Source organism: Plantibacter sp. ME-Dv--P-095 (assembly GCF_030209365.1).
In the GTDB taxonomy this organism is placed as follows: Bacteria; Actinomycetota; Actinomycetes; order Actinomycetales; family Microbacteriaceae; genus Plantibacter.
In genome coordinates, this window is sequence record NZ_JARVSB010000009.1 from 560,605 (window position 1) to 575,915 (window position 15,311).

General features: G+C 68.3%; 14 protein-coding genes. 13 read left to right on the forward strand and 1 reads right to left on the reverse strand.

Annotation, left to right across the window (positions count from 1 at the left end; all coding sequences use genetic code 11):
- Window positions 1-196 precede the first annotated feature (196 nt).
- From QRN26_RS14710 to QRN26_RS14755, 10 genes are all read left to right on the forward strand, one after another.
- Window positions 197-1,234 (forward strand): LacI family DNA-binding transcriptional regulator, encoded by a 1,038-nt coding sequence (locus tag QRN26_RS14710; RefSeq protein WP_285037346.1) that lies wholly within the window; start codon window positions 197-199, stop codon window positions 1,232-1,234.
- Window positions 1,231-2,199 (forward strand): ABC transporter permease, encoded by a 969-nt coding sequence (locus QRN26_RS14715; protein WP_285037347.1) that lies wholly within the window; start codon window positions 1,231-1,233, stop codon window positions 2,197-2,199. The genes QRN26_RS14710 and QRN26_RS14715 overlap by 4 nt, the downstream gene beginning before the upstream one ends.
- A 7-nt stretch (window positions 2,200-2,206) precedes the next feature.
- Window positions 2,207-3,184 (forward strand): carbohydrate ABC transporter permease, encoded by a 978-nt coding sequence (locus tag QRN26_RS14720; protein ID WP_285037348.1) that lies wholly within the window; start codon window positions 2,207-2,209, stop codon window positions 3,182-3,184.
- Between the two features lie 115 nt (window positions 3,185-3,299).
- Window positions 3,300-4,913, forward strand: a complete 1,614-nt coding sequence (locus tag QRN26_RS14725) for an ABC transporter substrate-binding protein (protein ID WP_285037349.1) — start codon at window positions 3,300-3,302, stop codon at window positions 4,911-4,913.
- Window positions 4,914-5,009: 96 nt separating this feature from the next.
- Complete coding sequence (locus QRN26_RS14730; RefSeq protein ID WP_285037350.1) at window positions 5,010-6,389, forward strand: glycoside hydrolase family 32 protein; 1,380 nt, start codon at window positions 5,010-5,012, stop codon at window positions 6,387-6,389.
- Between the two features lie 52 nt (window positions 6,390-6,441).
- On the forward strand, window positions 6,442-8,589 hold the full coding sequence (locus QRN26_RS14735) for a hypothetical protein (protein ID WP_285037351.1): 2,148 nt from the start codon (window positions 6,442-6,444) through the stop codon (window positions 8,587-8,589).
- 74 nt (window positions 8,590-8,663) lie between these two features.
- Window positions 8,664-9,140 (forward strand): hypothetical protein, encoded by a 477-nt coding sequence (locus QRN26_RS14740; protein WP_285037352.1) that lies wholly within the window; start codon window positions 8,664-8,666, stop codon window positions 9,138-9,140.
- Window positions 9,141-9,553: 413 nt separating this feature from the next.
- On the forward strand, window positions 9,554-10,207 hold the full coding sequence (locus QRN26_RS14745) for a ScbR family autoregulator-binding transcription factor (protein WP_056781365.1): 654 nt from the start codon (window positions 9,554-9,556) through the stop codon (window positions 10,205-10,207).
- 79 nt (window positions 10,208-10,286) lie between these two features.
- Window positions 10,287-11,174 (forward strand): arginase family protein, encoded by an 888-nt coding sequence (locus tag QRN26_RS14750; RefSeq protein ID WP_285037377.1) that lies wholly within the window; start codon window positions 10,287-10,289, stop codon window positions 11,172-11,174.
- A 29-nt stretch (window positions 11,175-11,203) separates the two neighbouring features.
- On the forward strand, window positions 11,204-12,196 hold the full coding sequence (locus tag QRN26_RS14755) for a phosphotransferase enzyme family protein (RefSeq protein ID WP_056781362.1): 993 nt from the start codon (window positions 11,204-11,206) through the stop codon (window positions 12,194-12,196).
- Between the two features lie 49 nt (window positions 12,197-12,245).
- Here QRN26_RS14755 and QRN26_RS14760 read toward each other — a convergent pair whose 3' ends face one another.
- Window positions 12,246-12,743 carry a hypothetical protein gene (locus QRN26_RS14760; RefSeq protein WP_285037353.1) on the reverse strand — a complete coding sequence of 166 codons (498 nt, stop codon included), beginning with the start codon at window positions 12,741-12,743 and terminating at the stop codon, window positions 12,246-12,248.
- Between the two features lie 128 nt (window positions 12,744-12,871).
- Between QRN26_RS14760 and QRN26_RS14765 the strand changes: the two genes are divergently transcribed.
- The 3 genes from QRN26_RS14765 (at window position 12,872) to QRN26_RS14775 (ending at window position 15,311) form a co-directional block, all read left to right on the forward strand.
- Window positions 12,872-13,297: a winged helix-turn-helix transcriptional regulator gene (locus QRN26_RS14765; RefSeq protein WP_056013236.1), complete on the forward strand. Its 426-nt coding sequence runs from the start codon at window positions 12,872-12,874 to the stop codon at window positions 13,295-13,297.
- Between the two features lie 51 nt (window positions 13,298-13,348).
- Window positions 13,349-14,194 (forward strand): NmrA family NAD(P)-binding protein, encoded by an 846-nt coding sequence (locus QRN26_RS14770; protein ID WP_056013240.1) that lies wholly within the window; start codon window positions 13,349-13,351, stop codon window positions 14,192-14,194.
- Between the two features lie 109 nt (window positions 14,195-14,303).
- On the forward strand, window positions 14,304-15,311 hold the full coding sequence (locus tag QRN26_RS14775) for a hypothetical protein (RefSeq protein WP_285037354.1): 1,008 nt from the start codon (window positions 14,304-14,306) through the stop codon (window positions 15,309-15,311).

Below are 15,311 nucleotides of genomic sequence, written 5' to 3' on the forward strand. Positions count from 1 at the left end.
GTGTCCCCGCTCCCCGGTGGATGAGCAGGCGCTTCACGATATCCACGTGGATGCGGCCAGGCCCGGCCCGGCCCCGATGTCTCGACAGCTGTCGAGACGAGCTGCTGACCCCGTCGGATCGGTGCGGGCTTGCCAAGCCTCCGTCGGGCGGATAGCATCACGTCATACGATTAACCGACTCGATGACGAGGACACCATGGCACGCAGGAAGCAGACGGTCACCATGTGGCAGGTCGCCGAGCGCGCCGGGGTGTCGCAGGCGACGGTCTCCCTCGTCCTCAACAACGTCGAGGGCAATCGGGTCGCCGAGGCCACCCGCAACCGCGTCCTCGACGCCGTGAAGGACCTCGACTACCGCACGAACGCGTTCGCGAAGTCCCTGCGCAGTGGCGAGTCCGGCATGATCGGCTTCATCTCCGACGAGGTCGCCAGCGCACCGTTCGCCGGCCAGCTCCTCAAGGGCGCTCAGCTCGCAGCCTGGGAGACCGGGAACGTGATCCTGAGCGTCGACACCTACAACGAGCCCGACCTCGAGGCAGCGGCGATCGACATGATGCGGTCCTACCGGGTGCGGGGCGTCGTCTACGCGTCGATGTACCACCGCCTCGTCGAGCTGCCCGCCTCCCTCGACGGGATCCCGACCGTGATCGTCAACGCCCAGGACCGGGCCGGCACCGTTCCGAGCGTCTTCCCCGACGAGGAGCTCGGCGGATACGCGGCGACGCGCCACCTCATCGAAGCGGGCCACACCCGGATCGCCATGATCAACATCCAGGATGTCGACAGCGACCTGCCCGCCGGGATCGGCCGCCTGGCCGGGTTCCGGCGAGCCCTTGCCGAGGCCGGTATCGCTGAACGGCCGGAGTGGATCCGACACGGTTCGGGCATCGTCGAAGACGGCCTCGAGATCACGACCGCGCTGCTCACCGCCGAGGACCGCCCGACGGCCATCTTCTGCGGCAACGACCGCACCGCCTGGGGCGCCTACCGCGCCATCGAACGACTCGGCCTCTCGGTTCCCGACGACTGCGCGATCGTCGGCTTCGACAACCACGAGATGATCGCGCCCTACCTCGACCCTGGACTGACGACCGTCGAGCTGCCGTATGAGCAGATGGCGCGCGCCGGCCTCGAGATCCTGCTCGCCGGTGGCGGCGATCAGCCCAGCAGAACCCCGATCGAATGCTCATTGATCCCCCGTGGATCCGTGTCGAAGGCGAAGGTGCCATCATGACCACCGCATCACCACCCCGTGTCAGCACGAAGCAGCGCGTCGCCAGGTCCCGTCGAGGGCCTCGCGAGCATCTCAAACGAGCGCTGCGAAGTTGGCAGTTATACGTATTACTCCTGCCGGCGACCATCTCCGTGCTGCTCTTCAAGTACTGGCCGATGTACGGCGCGCAGATCGCCTTCCGCGACTACAACCCGGCGGACGGGTTCGCCGGAAGCCGGTGGGTCGGCCTCGAGCACTTCGCGCGCTTCATCGAGTCGTTCCAGTTCGAACGCCTGCTGGCCAACACGCTGACGATCAACGGTCTCGGCCTGCTCATCGCGTTCCCGGTGCCGATCATCCTCGCGCTCATCGTGAACCAGCTGCAGAGCGAACGCTTCAAGAAGTTCACGCAGACCGTGCTCTACTCCCCCTCGTTCATCTCCGTGGTGGTCGTCGTCGGCATGATCCACCTGCTGTTCTCGCCTCGAGCCGGCATCGTCAACAACGCGCTCGTGGCGTTCGGCGGGGAACCGATCTTCTTCATGGGCTCACCCGACTGGTTCCGCCCGCTCTACATCGGCTCGGACATCTGGCAGAACGCCGGGTTCTCGATGATCGTCTACCTGGCGGCACTGACCGCGATCGACCCGGCACTCCACGAGGCGGCGCGTGTCGACGGCGCCAACAAGTGGCAGCGGATCCGCCACATCGACATCCCCGGGATCCTCCCGGTGATCACGATCCTGTTCATCCTCGCCATCGGCAACCTCTTCAACCTCGGGTTCGAGAAGGTCCTGCTCATGCAGACCGACCTCAACCTGCCGACGTCCGAGGTCATCCAGACCTACGTCTACAAGGCCGGGCTGCAACAGGCGCAGTTCAGCTACTCGGCCGCGATCGGCCTCTTCAACTCCCTGATCAACCTGGTCCTGCTCCTGACGTTCAACTGGATCGCCAGACGAGCAGGCCAATCGAGCCTTTGGTGATGACGCGATGACGCACACGATCTCCACCCCGCCCCAGCAGACCGAACAACGCACCGTCCGGACGCCCGTCCGCCCCGGACCGCCACCCGCGCGGCCGGACCGCCGAGGCCGCCTCGCCGATCCGCTCTTCAACGTCGTCGCGATCGGCACCCTCGTCCTCGCGATCTGCGCCATCATCTACCCGCTGTACTTCATCGTCATCGCGTCGTTCAGCGAACCGGCGGAGATCCTCAACGGCAACGTGTGGCTCTGGCCGCAAGGGTTCACCGTCGAGGGCTACGCTCGGATCTTCGCGGACGCGACCATCTGGCGCGGCTTCGCGAACTCCGTCCTCTACACGGTCCTCGGCACCGCCATCAGCGTGATCTGCATCCTCTGCGGCGCCTACGCCCTGTCGCGCAAGGACCTCTACGGCCGCACCGTCTTCATGCTGTTCTTCATCATCACGATGTTCATCGACGGTGGGCTCATCGCCCGGTATCTCGTGGTCCGCGACCTCGGCATGCTCGACACCGTCTGGGCCGTCGTGCTCCCGGGGGCGGTCGGCGTCTGGAACCTCATCATCGCCAGAGCGTTCTTCGAGAACAACGTGCCGGCCGAGCTCCGTGAGGCCGCACAGCTCGACGGGGCGAACGACTTCCGGTTCTTCCTGCAGATCGTGTTGCCGCTGTCGAAGCCGCTCATCTTCCTGATGATCATGATCCACCTCGTCGCGAACTGGAACGCCTTCTTCGACGCCCTCATCTACCTCGACGACGAGAGCAAGTACCCGCTCCAGCTCGTGCTCCGCAACGTGCTGATCCAGTCCGAGGTCACCTCCGCCGGAGGCACCGGCGGGCTCGACTCGTACGCGGCCGCCCAGCGCATCGGCGAGCTGATCAAGTACGGGATGATCGTGATCTCCAGCATCCCGTTGCTGATCATCCTCCCCTTCATGCAGAAGCACTTCACCAAGGGCGCCCTCCTCGGCGCGGTGAAGAGCTGATCCGGCGCGCCTCCACATCCGCCACCCGATCACCGCGGCATCGCCCTCCCACCGGCTTCCCCGTGCCAGCAGCACCACCGTCCCAGCACCATCGCCACACCGAAGGAAGACCATCATGAGACACCGTCGTTTCACCGCCATCACCGCCCTCGCGGCGGGTGGCGCCCTCCTCCTCGCCGGCTGCACCGGCGGCGGAGGTTCCACTGAGGTCGCGGACAAGTCCGACGACTTCGGCTTCAACCAGACCGGCCTCCCGATCGTCGACGACACCCTCACCCTGTCGTTCGGCGGGACGAAGTCCGCGCTCGCCCCGGACTACGGCGACATGCAGCTCGTCCAGCAGTGGCAGACCGACACCAACATCGCCATCGACTGGAAGAACCTGCCCGAGCAGGTGTACGCCGAGAAGAAGAACCTCATGCTCGCCAGCGACGAGCTGCCGGACGTCCTCTACAACTCGGGACTGACCGACGCCGAGATCGTGCAGAACGGCGAGAACGGCACCCTGCTGCCCCTCGAGGACCTCATCGAGGAGTACGCGCCGACCCTGTCCGGCATCCTCGAGGACCGCCCCGACATCCGCGCGGCGATCACGGCGTCCGACGGCCACATCTACACGCTGCCCTCCGTCGAGGAGCTCGGCATCCTGCAGTACCCGAACTTCCTCTACATCAACACCGCCTGGCTCGACGCGCTGGGGCTGCCCATGCCGACCACGATCGACGAGTACCACGCCGCCCTCGAGGCGTTCAGGACGCAGGACCCGAACGGCAACGGCAAGGCCGACGAGATCCCGCTCTCGTTCCGGACGGATTCCTTCTGCGCCAACCCGAACGACCTCATCGCGGCCCTCGGCGGCCAGCCCGAGAACAACGACCACCGCATCGTGCGTGACGGTGAGGTCGAGTTCACGGCCAACACCGACGGCTACCGGGCCGGCGTCGAGGCCCTGTCCGACTGGTACGCCGACGGCCTGATCGATCCCGAGTCGTTCTCGCAGGACGACCTGGCTTACCTCTCCAAGGGCAAGGCCGACACCGCGGTCCTCGGCTCCTTCTTCTGGTGGGAACTGAAGGAGATGGTCGGCGAGGACCGGATGGGCGACTACGCCATGCTGGGCGTCCTCAAGGGTGTCGACGGTGAGCGTCTCGCCAGCGTCGCGAACAACCAGGAGATCAACCGTGGCGCGATGGCGATCACCCGCGCGAACCAGTACCCGGCGGCCACCATGCGGTGGGCCGACCGACTCTTCGACCCGGTGATGAGTGCCCAGGTGAACTGGGGCCCGGTCGGGGTCACCCTCGAGGAGAACGCCGACGGCGTCCTCGTGCAGATCCCCGCGCCGGCGGGCGAAGCCGAAGGCGAGCGTCGTCAGAAGGTCGCACCCGGTGGACCGAAGATCACGACGACGGAGGACTTCGAGAGCGTGGTCGCCCCGGAGCCGCGGGCGAAGGAGCGTCAGGACCTCGTCAACGAGTTCTACGCCCCGTTCAAGGCCAACGAGGCCTACCCGCCGGTCATGCTCTCGAACGACGAGCTCGACGCGACGTCCTTCGCCGTGACCGACATCAACACCCTCGTCAAGGAGAAGTTCGCGAGCTGGATCGTCAACGGCACCATCGACGACGAGTGGGACGGCTACACGTCGCAGCTCGATTCGATGGGCATCGAGGACGTCATCGCCACCTACCAGCAGGCCTACGACCGCTTCCAGGACGGCGGCGAGTAGCCCCGTCGGGGGCGGCGTCCGCGCCGCCCCCGACTCCCCCTCCTCCACCACATCGATCCACCGCCCGCACACCGACCGACATCCGTCAGGAGCACCATGACCACGCCCTCGACCGCCACCGAGCGGTCCCTTCGCCCGACAGCCCACTTCACCGCCGCATCCACCTGGCTGAACGACCCGAACGGGCTGGTGTTCCACGACGGCGTGTACCACCTCTTCTTCCAGAACAACCCGACCGGTTCCACCTGGGGCAACATCTCCTGGGGGCACGCGGTGTCCCCCGATCTCATCACCTGGGAGCACCGTCCCGTCGCCATCCCCGCCGAGGACGGCGAGATGGCCTTCTCCGGGAGCGTCGTCATCGACCACCGCGACACGGCGGGATTCGCGATCGACGGCCGCCCGACGCTCGTCGCCGTCTACACGGCGGCCCGCCACCCGGAGGGCGACACTCCCGGGTCGCAGGCGCAGGCGCTCGCGTACAGCACGGACGGGGGCGAGGTCTGGACCCGGTATGCCGGCAACCCCGTCCTCGACATCGGGTCGACCGAGTTCCGGGATCCGAAGGTGTTCTGGTTCGGCGATGACGACGGCCACTGGGTGATGGTCGTCGCCGATCCGCTGGAACACCGGATCGGGTTCTACACCTCGCCGAACCTCATCGACTGGACCCTCGTGTCCCACTTCGGGCCGGCGCACGCCACGGGCGGCGTCTGGGAGTGCCCCGACCTCTTCCCGCTCCGCATCCGCGGGACGGACGAGGTCCGGTGGGTCCTCGTCGTGAGCCTCAACCCGGGGGCGATCGCCGGCGGGTCCGGCACGCAGTACTTCGTCGGCGACTTCGACGGACACGTCTTCACCGCTGAGCGGCTCACCGCCTCGTCCGATCCGGCCGAGTACGACTGGCTCGACTTCGGCCGCGACTACTACGCGGCCGTGTCGTTCAGCGATGTTCCAGACGGACGTCGCCTCATGATCGGCTGGGCGAGCAACTGGGACTACGCGAACGACACCCCGACGGGACCGTGGCGGTCGGCGATGTCGCTCGCTCGCGAGATCGAGCTCGTGCGCACGGAGGAAGGCCTGGTGCACGTCGCGCAGGCGCCCATCCTCCCGGGGGACGATGTCACCCGCTTCGACGTCGCGGTGCCCTGCGCCGACGGCGTGCACACGACGCTGACGCTCACGCCTGAGACGAGCACCGACGAACGCTTCGTCATCACGGTCGACGGCTCGGAGCGCAGGATCAGCTGCGACCGCACCGACGCCGGGAATACGACGTTCCACCCGGCGTACCCCTCGGTCGACTGGGCGGCACTCCCTGCCGACACCGGCGACTCCGTCCAGCTGACGATCATCGTCGACGCCCACCTCGTCGAGGTCTTCGTCGGCGACGGACGGGTGACGTTCACGGAGCAGGTCTTCCCCGCGGCGCCGTTCACGCGGCTCCACCACGGCGAGATCGACGAACGCTGAGGGTTCAGCCCGAGCGTCTGGCGCCAGGGCTCTGACGCGGCAGACTGGCACCATGACGGAACACGCGAATCCACCCCGAGCCCGGCGGCGGATCGGCTGGTTCCTCCCCCTCGTCGGCGCACCGGTCGTGTTCTTCGTCGGCATCTTCATCGCGGGCGTGCTCGACCAGCTCGGCGCTCCCGAACTGCTCTGGCGGGTGCCGTGGGCACTCGCCATCGGCGGCTCCCTCGTCGCGGTCGTCGTCTTCCTCGTCCAGGTCGTGCGGGCCCTCGGTCCGAACGCCGGTCGGCTGACGCCCGCGGAGGCAGCCCAGCAGGCGGCCGAGGTCGAGGAGTACGTCCGGCTCACCGGTGAGCAGCCGGCGCCGCGCCGGATCAGCGGGGTCCTGCTCGCGGTCGCCATCGCGCTCACGATCCTGTCGGCGATCATCCTGGTCGTCGCGTTCCAGGACATCGCCTCGATCCTGACCGCCCCCGGCGGCTCGAAGGCGTGGCTCCTCCTCGCGATCTTCGCGACGCCCGCCGCGTGGTGGCGGTTCGCCACCGCTCAGGCCGCTGAACGGACCTACCGCTCGGGGCAGGAGGCTCGCCAGTCGCGGTCGACACCGGGCGTGGCAGGAGATCCGGGCGTGTCAGGGGGCTGGCCGCAGCCGGTTCCGGGGACCGTCCGCACGCGCCGCCACCGCACGTGGGTCCTGCCGCTCCTCGCCATCCCGGCCGTCATGGTCGTCGCCGTGCTCGTCATCGTCGGACTGCGCGCGGTCGACGCCCCGACAGAGGCCATCCGGACGGTCTCGTTCACGATGGTCGCCGGGATCATCGTCGCGCTCGTCGCACTCGTCGTCGGTGTCGTGCGGTTCCTCAGCGCTCCGCCGCGTCCCCGAGCGCCGCGCGCTCCCGGGGTGCCGACGGCACCGCGACAAGCCGGGCTCTACGCGGACCTCGCCGCGCAGGACGCTGCTCGGCAGGGGCTCACCCTCGAGGAATACGGCGTCTACAAGGGCGACGTCGGCAGCCTCGTCCGGCCGGTCAACTCGGCCGGCGGACTGTTGTTCATCGCGATCCTGCTGACCGTCCTCAACGTGTTCATCCTCGTCCTCATCGGCGTCGGGATCGCCCAGGCGAACGGGCTGGTGCCCACCAACCCGGACGACCACGGGCTGTCACCCGTGCAGTGGGGCTTCGGCATCCTCGAGATGCTGTTCGTCCCGGTCGCGTGGCGGTACTACCTCGTCGAACGGCGGGCGCAGAAGCTGCGGATCGCTCGTGGTCTGCCGAAGACGTTGAGCTCAACCGAGCTCCCGCCTCCCCTGGGTGTCGAGACCGTTCCCTCGAACGCGGAAGGCGCCGGGCCGGTGCCCGTGTCAGTGCCGCTGCCGGCGCCCGGGCGGGCCGATGGTCCCGCGCCCCAGTGGGTCGGCGGCCCGGACTGGGAGGCGAGCGTCGACGTCCACCGACTCGATGAGCTGCGGTGGAACATCGAGCAGGAGATCAGCACGCTCCGGGGGTTCCGACGCCGGTTGAAGGCCGACGGCGAGTCTTCGGTCCTCGGACTGGCCCTCGGCATCCCGTTCCTCGTTCCGCAGCTCTTCGGAGCGATCGAGGCGTTCACCTCGGCGCCCGAACCAGGCATCGGCGCGCTCGGGGAATGGATCTCTCGGCCGGCGGTCGCCGGTTGGGTCGCCGTCGGTCTCCTCCTCATCGCCGTCTCGGTGGTGTCCATCCGGGTGCGGATCCGGCGGGAGTTCGCGATCTACCGGCAAGCCGGGTGGGTGGCGTTGCAAGCGCCGACGGGCCTGGTCGAATGGACCGGTGAAGGCTCGACGCGCGTCACCTACGACCATCGGCTGGTCGGCGGCCCCAGGGAGGTGCGACCCCAGGATCTCGGTCGGGCGTTCATGCTGGTGTCGGGCCCGAGGATGCCGTCACCGGTGTTCGCAGGCGCCCTGCGGTCGGTCCGGGCGACCACGGTCGCGCGCCGGCTGGAGATCCACCGACTAGCGGTCCTGCGGCAGCAGATCGGCTCGTTGCGCGCCATCCCCGCACCGCTCGTGTTCGAGCGGACGGACGGGTGTCTGTTCGGGGCGCAGCACGACGGATGGCTCACGGTGGTGATCCCGCGTCCGGCGCAGGACGGCCAGCGCATCCGCCTCGCCCGGGTCAAGCTGACCCGCGCCGAGCGGGAGAGCCTCACCGTCTGAGGTCGTCCGGCGTCATCCCGGAATCCTCCGATCGGTCGATGGTCCGGCGGCGACCTGGTGCCTACCGTTGCAGGATGCCCCGAGACCTCGCTACGGACCATCCACCCCTGATCGGCGACACCCGACCCGACAGCGATGGGCTCGCGCGTCGGCGCCGGCTCCGAGCCGCCGGAGTCCTGCTGCTCATCCACGGCATCGTCATGGAAGTGCTCGTCGCCTGCGCGCTGCCGGTGATGCTCGCCCTCGGGGTGAGCCCGGCGGCCGTTCCCGGTGGGATCGAGGTGTTCGCGCTCCCGTATCTGAACGAGAACCTGGCGTTGATGATGGTGATGAGCGGGATCTTCGGGACCCTCCGCACGATCGGTGCGGTCGGCGTCCTCCGGAATCGGGCCTGGGGGTTCGAGCTCTCGGTCCTCAACAGTGCCGTCACGCTCGTCCTGATGATCTTCATGTTGCCCGCCGGTGTCGCCGACGGGCTCCTCGCCGGTGCGGCGTTGACGCTGCTCCTCATGGCCCGATCCGGCGAGCGCCCGATCCTCCAGTCGCCATGAGGAGTGCCGGCGGCGGGCCAGGGCCAGCATGGGACCAATGAAGCGGGAGGAGCGGGCCACGCCGGCCCAGTCCCCCGACTGGCGCGTGACCCGCACGATCGCGATGATCGTCGATGCCAGTGCCCCCGATGGCATCGTGCGAGCAGTCCGACCGGCCTCGCCGGACGCCTTCCCTCGCGAGTGCGACCCGGCCCGGCGCGCGAACCCCCGGTTCGCTGCCGGTCGGATGTCTCCCCGCAGGAGCAACCCTGCCATAACTAAGCGGGCCGCACCAGTTAGTGGCGCCGTCTTCCACAGGCTCACCCGATCTCCGACCCATGGAACGCGGAGACCGGGACTGGTACCTTCAGAACCTCAACACGGCCATCGCTTCGTGACGGTCCGACCATATGCGCAGAGTCGAGGAGATCCGGATGCCGGCTACACGTCGCATTCCGACGCAGGAGCGCGGTCAGGCGACGCAGCAGGCTGTCGTCGAGGGAGCCGCGAAGGTGTTCGACCGGATCGGGTTCGGGAACGCGAGTCTCTCGATGATCGCGGAGGCCTCGGGTGTCTCGCAGGGCTCGATGTACTTCCACTTCAAGTCGAAGGAACAGATCGCCCTGGCGGTCATCCATGAGCAACACGCCCGGTCCTTTCCGGTGATGGCTCAGGTCAGCGCCCAGTACGACGGGGTCCTCGAGCGACTCATCCGCGCTTCGCGGGCCATCGTCGACCAGCTCGAGCACGACCCGGTCGTCCGCGCCGGCATCCGACTCGCCCTCGACGAAGGCTCGCTCAGCGCACCGGCGGGCGACTTCTACGAGGACTGGATCGCCGGGACCGCCGTCGAACTCGCATCCGCACTCGACGAGGGCGTGCTGCAGAGCTCCATGCAGGCGCCGGATCTCGCGCGGACCCTCATCGGCTTCTTCACCGGTGTGCAGCTGACCGCCCAGGCGACCCTCGGCCGAGGAGACGTCGCCGCGTCGGTCGACCGGATGTGGCGGTTCACGATCGACGCCATCGTTCCCGAATCCGGCCGAGCCGCAGCGAACCGGATCCGCGAGCACGCGTTCGAGCAGTAGTCGCCTGCGCTCCACACGAGCGGATCAGCGGCGCACCGCCCGTGTCTGCGGTCGACGGCAGGATGGACGAGTGATCACCATGCTGTCCGCACCGACCAACCTGGGCCTCCGACCACCGCAGCGCGGAAGCGTGCCCGGCGCGGCGAAGGCCCCTGAGGCGTTGCGCGAGGCGGGGCTGTTCAGCCGGCTCGCGTGGCTCGGCGCCCGAGACGGCGGGGTGATCCTGCCTGGCCGGTACGTCGATGACGATGACACCCGCGCCCCAGGACGGGTTCGCAACCAGGATCCGCTCATCGACCACACCCGACGACTCGCCGGTCGGATCGAGGACGCATGGTCGTCGGGCAGCACGCCGCTCGTCATCGGAGGAGACTGCAGCGTCCTGCTCGCCGCAGGAGTCGCATCGGCGCGACGCGGGCGCATCGGCCTCATCCACGTCGACGGCCACACTGACTTCCGACACCCGGGCAACAGCGCCGAATGCGCGAGTGTGGCGGGAGAAGACCTCGCAGCCGCCGTCGGGCTGCACTGGCCGGCGATCGCCGACATCGACGGGCTCGCCCCCTACTTCGAGCCGGTTCGGACATCCCACCTCGGGCATCGCGACGACGACGAACACGCCGCGGAGGCACGTGCCCTGCTCGGCTACGTCGTCTCCGCGTCGGAGCTCGCCTCGGGCGGCCTGGCCGCGGCGACCTCGGCCGCCCTCGAAGTGGCGGGCACCTCCTACTGGGTGCAGATCGACGTCGACGTCCTCGATCCATCCGTGATGCCCGCGGTGGACAGCCCAGATCCCGGCGGCATCGACGCCGCACAGCTCACCGAGCTCATCAGCGTTCTCGCCCCTCGTGCAGCTGGCATCTCGATCACCGTGTTCGACCCCGACCTGGACCCGGACGGCTCGTACGCACGACTCCTCGTGGACATCCTCGCGCGCGGACTCTCTGCAGCCGGGTCGCGCAGCTAGGCTCGGCGCATGCTGCGAAGGGGGAAAGCATGACCGAGGTCGCCGCACCGCTGCTGGAGATGTTGTGGGAGAACGACGATACCGCGGAGGTCATCAGCACACGGTTCGGCCTCGACGATGCCGCTGCGGCAGGCCGGTGGGTCGCCGCGACCGTCGGTGACCACTGGGGCGTCGAGGTCGAATCGGTCACGCGGATCGTGATGAGCGGCCACAACGCCCTGGCCTGGATCAGCGCGTCGTCCGGACCGTTCCTCGCGAAGTGGTCCGTCCTCCCGACGAAGTTCCCTCGGCTGACGGCACTGACCCAGCTCACGGCCTGGCTCGGTGAACGGGGACTGCCCGTGTCGGAACCGGTGCCCGCACTCGACGGGCGGGTGCAGGTGGAGACCGGCGAGCGGACGTCGATGAGCCTACAACGCCAGATCACCGGGCTCCTCCTGGACATCGCGGAACCACAGCAGGTCCGAGCGGCCGGGGCTGCCCTCGCGAAGCTGCATCTCGCTTTGGCCGACTATCCGCGCATCGAGGACGTGGGTGCGTTCGCCGACCAGCCCCAGCCGCTGGCGACACGGATCACCGACTGGCTGGAGTCCGGTCGTTCGGGTGCGCTGACGCCCGCAGCGCGCGAGCAGATGTTCGGGTTCCTCGCCGGCGCGCCGTCCGAGGAGTTGTCGCCGCAACTCGTCCACGGGGACTTCCGGTCCTCGAACATCCTGTGCGACGGACACGACCTCAGGGCGGTCTTGGACTTCGAGGAAGCCCGATTCGACTACCCCATCATGGAGTTGGCCCAATCGGCAGTGATGCTCGGAACCCGTTTCCGAGACTGGGGACCGGTCCCGCCCGATGTCCACACCTGGCTCCGCGAGGGGTACGAATCCGAGCGCCCGCTGACGACGGCGGAGGCCGGCTGGTGGAACCTCCTCGTGCTCTGGTTCTCCTTCCTCCTCGTCCCTCCGAAAGAAGATCCGACCGGATGGGGCCCGGCGGCGCGCGCGCTCCTCCCCGAGATGACCGCCTGACGCGGAGCGTCGACTGACACGTACCGCGAACGCTGCTGCCGGTGCAGGCTCAGGTGAGGACGGGCAGCGCCCAGCCACTCAGGACCGCACCCGCGGCGAGCACCGCACCAGCCGCACAGACGAGGCCCGCACTGATCCTCCGGGCGAGACCGAGACGGCCGCGCAGCCGTGTGACGGTGTCGACGTACTCCTCCAGCTCCCCCGCGAAACGACGCAGCAGCGCATCGTCGGCAGGCGTTGTCGGAGTAGCGGTCGTCGGCTCGGACAGACGTTCCACCGCGCGCGCACAGGCTGCTATCCGCAGTTGCATCGCTCCCGCGACCTGCTGAACGATGACCCCTCCAGCCAAGATCAACGCCCCGAACGAGGTCACCAGGATCGGCAGCGTTTGCGCCAGTTCCGCCTCCGAGTAGTCGTCGAGCGGACCGACGTACGCCGCGCCCACAACGAAGCCGACGCCCAACACCGCCACGACGACGACCAACGCACCGGGCCAGGTGGCGAGGGGCTCATCGACCAGCTTCCGGAACCGCTGGATGTTCTGCACCTGAGCCATGCATCGAACCTACCGGCGTCAGGAATCCTCGTACAGCGCGGGTCGGATCGTCGGGTATGCCGGGCATCCGTACGGTTACCGCTAGTAACCTGGTACCTCCTAGCGACCGAAGGAGCGCGATGACCTCGAACCCGCCCGTATGGAACGTGATGCTGGACACCTGTCCGTCTCGGACCTCGCTCGCGAGGATCGCGAACAAGTGGACCGCCATGATCGTGATCGCGCTGAGCGAGGGTCCCGCGCGCTTCGGGACGGTCCGGCATGCGGTCGGCGGGATCAGCGGGAAGGTGCTGGCCAGCACGCTGCGCGACCTCGAGCGCGACGGCATCCTCACGCGAACCGCCTTCGACGAGATGCCGCCGCGAGTCGAGTACGAGCTCACACCGCTCGGGCAGACGCTGCGAGAGCCACTGATGGCGCTGGGTCTGTGGGCCGAGCAGCACATCGAAGAGGTCCTGGGAGCACGAGACGCGTTTGACGACAGACGCTCGGACGAAACGGGTTCGACGCCGGAGTCCGAGAAGCTGCCACGAAGGGGCCTCTGACCCGGCTGGTTACCTTGATGTAACCGGGGCCCGGTGTGCGCTACTGGGCTCATGAACATTCTCGTACACGGCGCCACCGGCGCCCAGGGCGGCCCCGTCGCCGCCAAACTCATCGAACGCGGCCACACCGTCACGGCCGGCGTCCGCAACCCACAGGCGTATTCGGCTGGAAATGCGATCGCTCTCGACCTGGACGACGTCTCCACACTCACCAAGGCCTACGAGGACGTCGACGGCGTCTTCGTGCACCTGCCGCTCGGTTCGCCCGAGCAGCTGCAGACCTGGGCGAAGACCATCGCCATCGCGATCAGTTCGGCTCGGCCCGCGCGGGTGGTGGTGTCGTCCAGCGGATACCCGGTCGACTTCACAGCCGAGCACCCCAGCGCGATCGTGACGCTCCTCCGTGGACTCGAGGGAAGCGGTGTGTCGACGGCGGTCGTCGCACCACGGTTGTACCTGGAGAACCTGCTGGCTCCGCACATCGTCGGCGCCGTCCGGACCGACGGCGTGCTGCGGTACCCGCTCCGCGAGGACTACGCCGTCTCCTGGTCATCCCACCTCGATGTCGCAGACGTCGCCGCCGGTCTGTTCGCCGACACCGACATCACCGGAGTCGTCGATCTCGGCGCGCTACCGGGCCTCGTCGGCGCGGACCTCGCCCAGAGCTTCGGCGAACACCTCGGCCGTGAGGTGCGGTTCGAAGCGCAGAGCCCGGCACAGATGGGCGCGGAGATGGCCGTCCTGATCGGCGAGGAAGGGATCAAGCCGGTCGTCGCGATGTACACCCACCGCTTGACCCAACCTTCGGACGTGATCGACGAGTCGACCAGCGCCCAGAAGCGACTGGGGATCGCGCCCCGCTCCGTGTCGCAGTGGCTCGCGGATATGGGAGTCTGACCCGCCGCGAGGCCGCCGACCCTGAACTGGCCCCGTCCAGCCGACACTGGACGGGGCCAGCGGACTAGAGTTCAGGCCAGGGGCGAGAGCGCGATGATGCGGAGGACCGGTGAGTTCTGAGACCTTCGTGTTGCTCGCCGTCTCCGTGATGGTCGCCGGGTCGTGCGCGCTGCTGTTCGTCGTCGACAGCCGCCAGTCGCTGTCCGGCCGGTACATCAACCTCTGGCTCACGGCCTCGATGCTCGCCGTGCTCTGCACCGCGTCCTATCTGGCCGCTACGGCGCTGGGGAATCCGCCGCTGGCAGTGGCGTTGGGGAACGGCGCGATGGTGGGTGCTGTCGGGTTCGTCTGGCTGGGCTGCCAGGCGTTCAACGGTCGACGGGTCCGGTTCTGGCAGGTCATCTCCGTGACACTGATCGCGACGATCCTGACGTTCCTCCCCGATCCCCACGCCCCGAACTGGGCGGGTGTCATCCCGAAACTGTTGGGCCTGAGCCTCTTCGCCGCGCTGACCGCCATCGAATCGCGGAAGGGCCTGTTCGGATCGTTCCGCGTGAGCTGGGCCATGACCATCGTGCAGGCCCTCCACGCGTCCTACAGCGCGGCACGGGCCGTGATCTTCGGCCTCGACGGCCCCGATGGCGGCGTGTTCGAGCGGTCCTTCAACACCGAGATCACGACGGTGATCAACCTCGTGTTCGTGGTCGTCACCACCCTGGTCCTGGTGTTCCTGCGAGTCGAAGAGCTCTCCAGTCGGCGTGCGAGCGGAGGCCCCGGTTCCTTCACGACCGCCCGTCGACTCCAGGTGCTCCACCGTGAGCACCCCGGTTCCGTGATCCTCTCCGCCGAGATCGTCGACCTACCGGTGGTCAAGACCGCCTACGGCGTCGCGCACGCGAACGAGCTGGTGAGTCGGCTCATCGACAGTGTCGTCCAATCGAGTCCGGATGCCCTCGCCGTCGCCAGCACCCGTCGAGGCACGGTCCTGCTCCTGCTGCCGCAACAGGACGGGAACGGGGATCGGGCGGTCGGCGCCACGATCGAAGACGCCTACTGGAAGCTGTCGGTCGCGCTGGTCGACGGCTACGCGAGCACCCTGCGGATCACGACGCTCTGA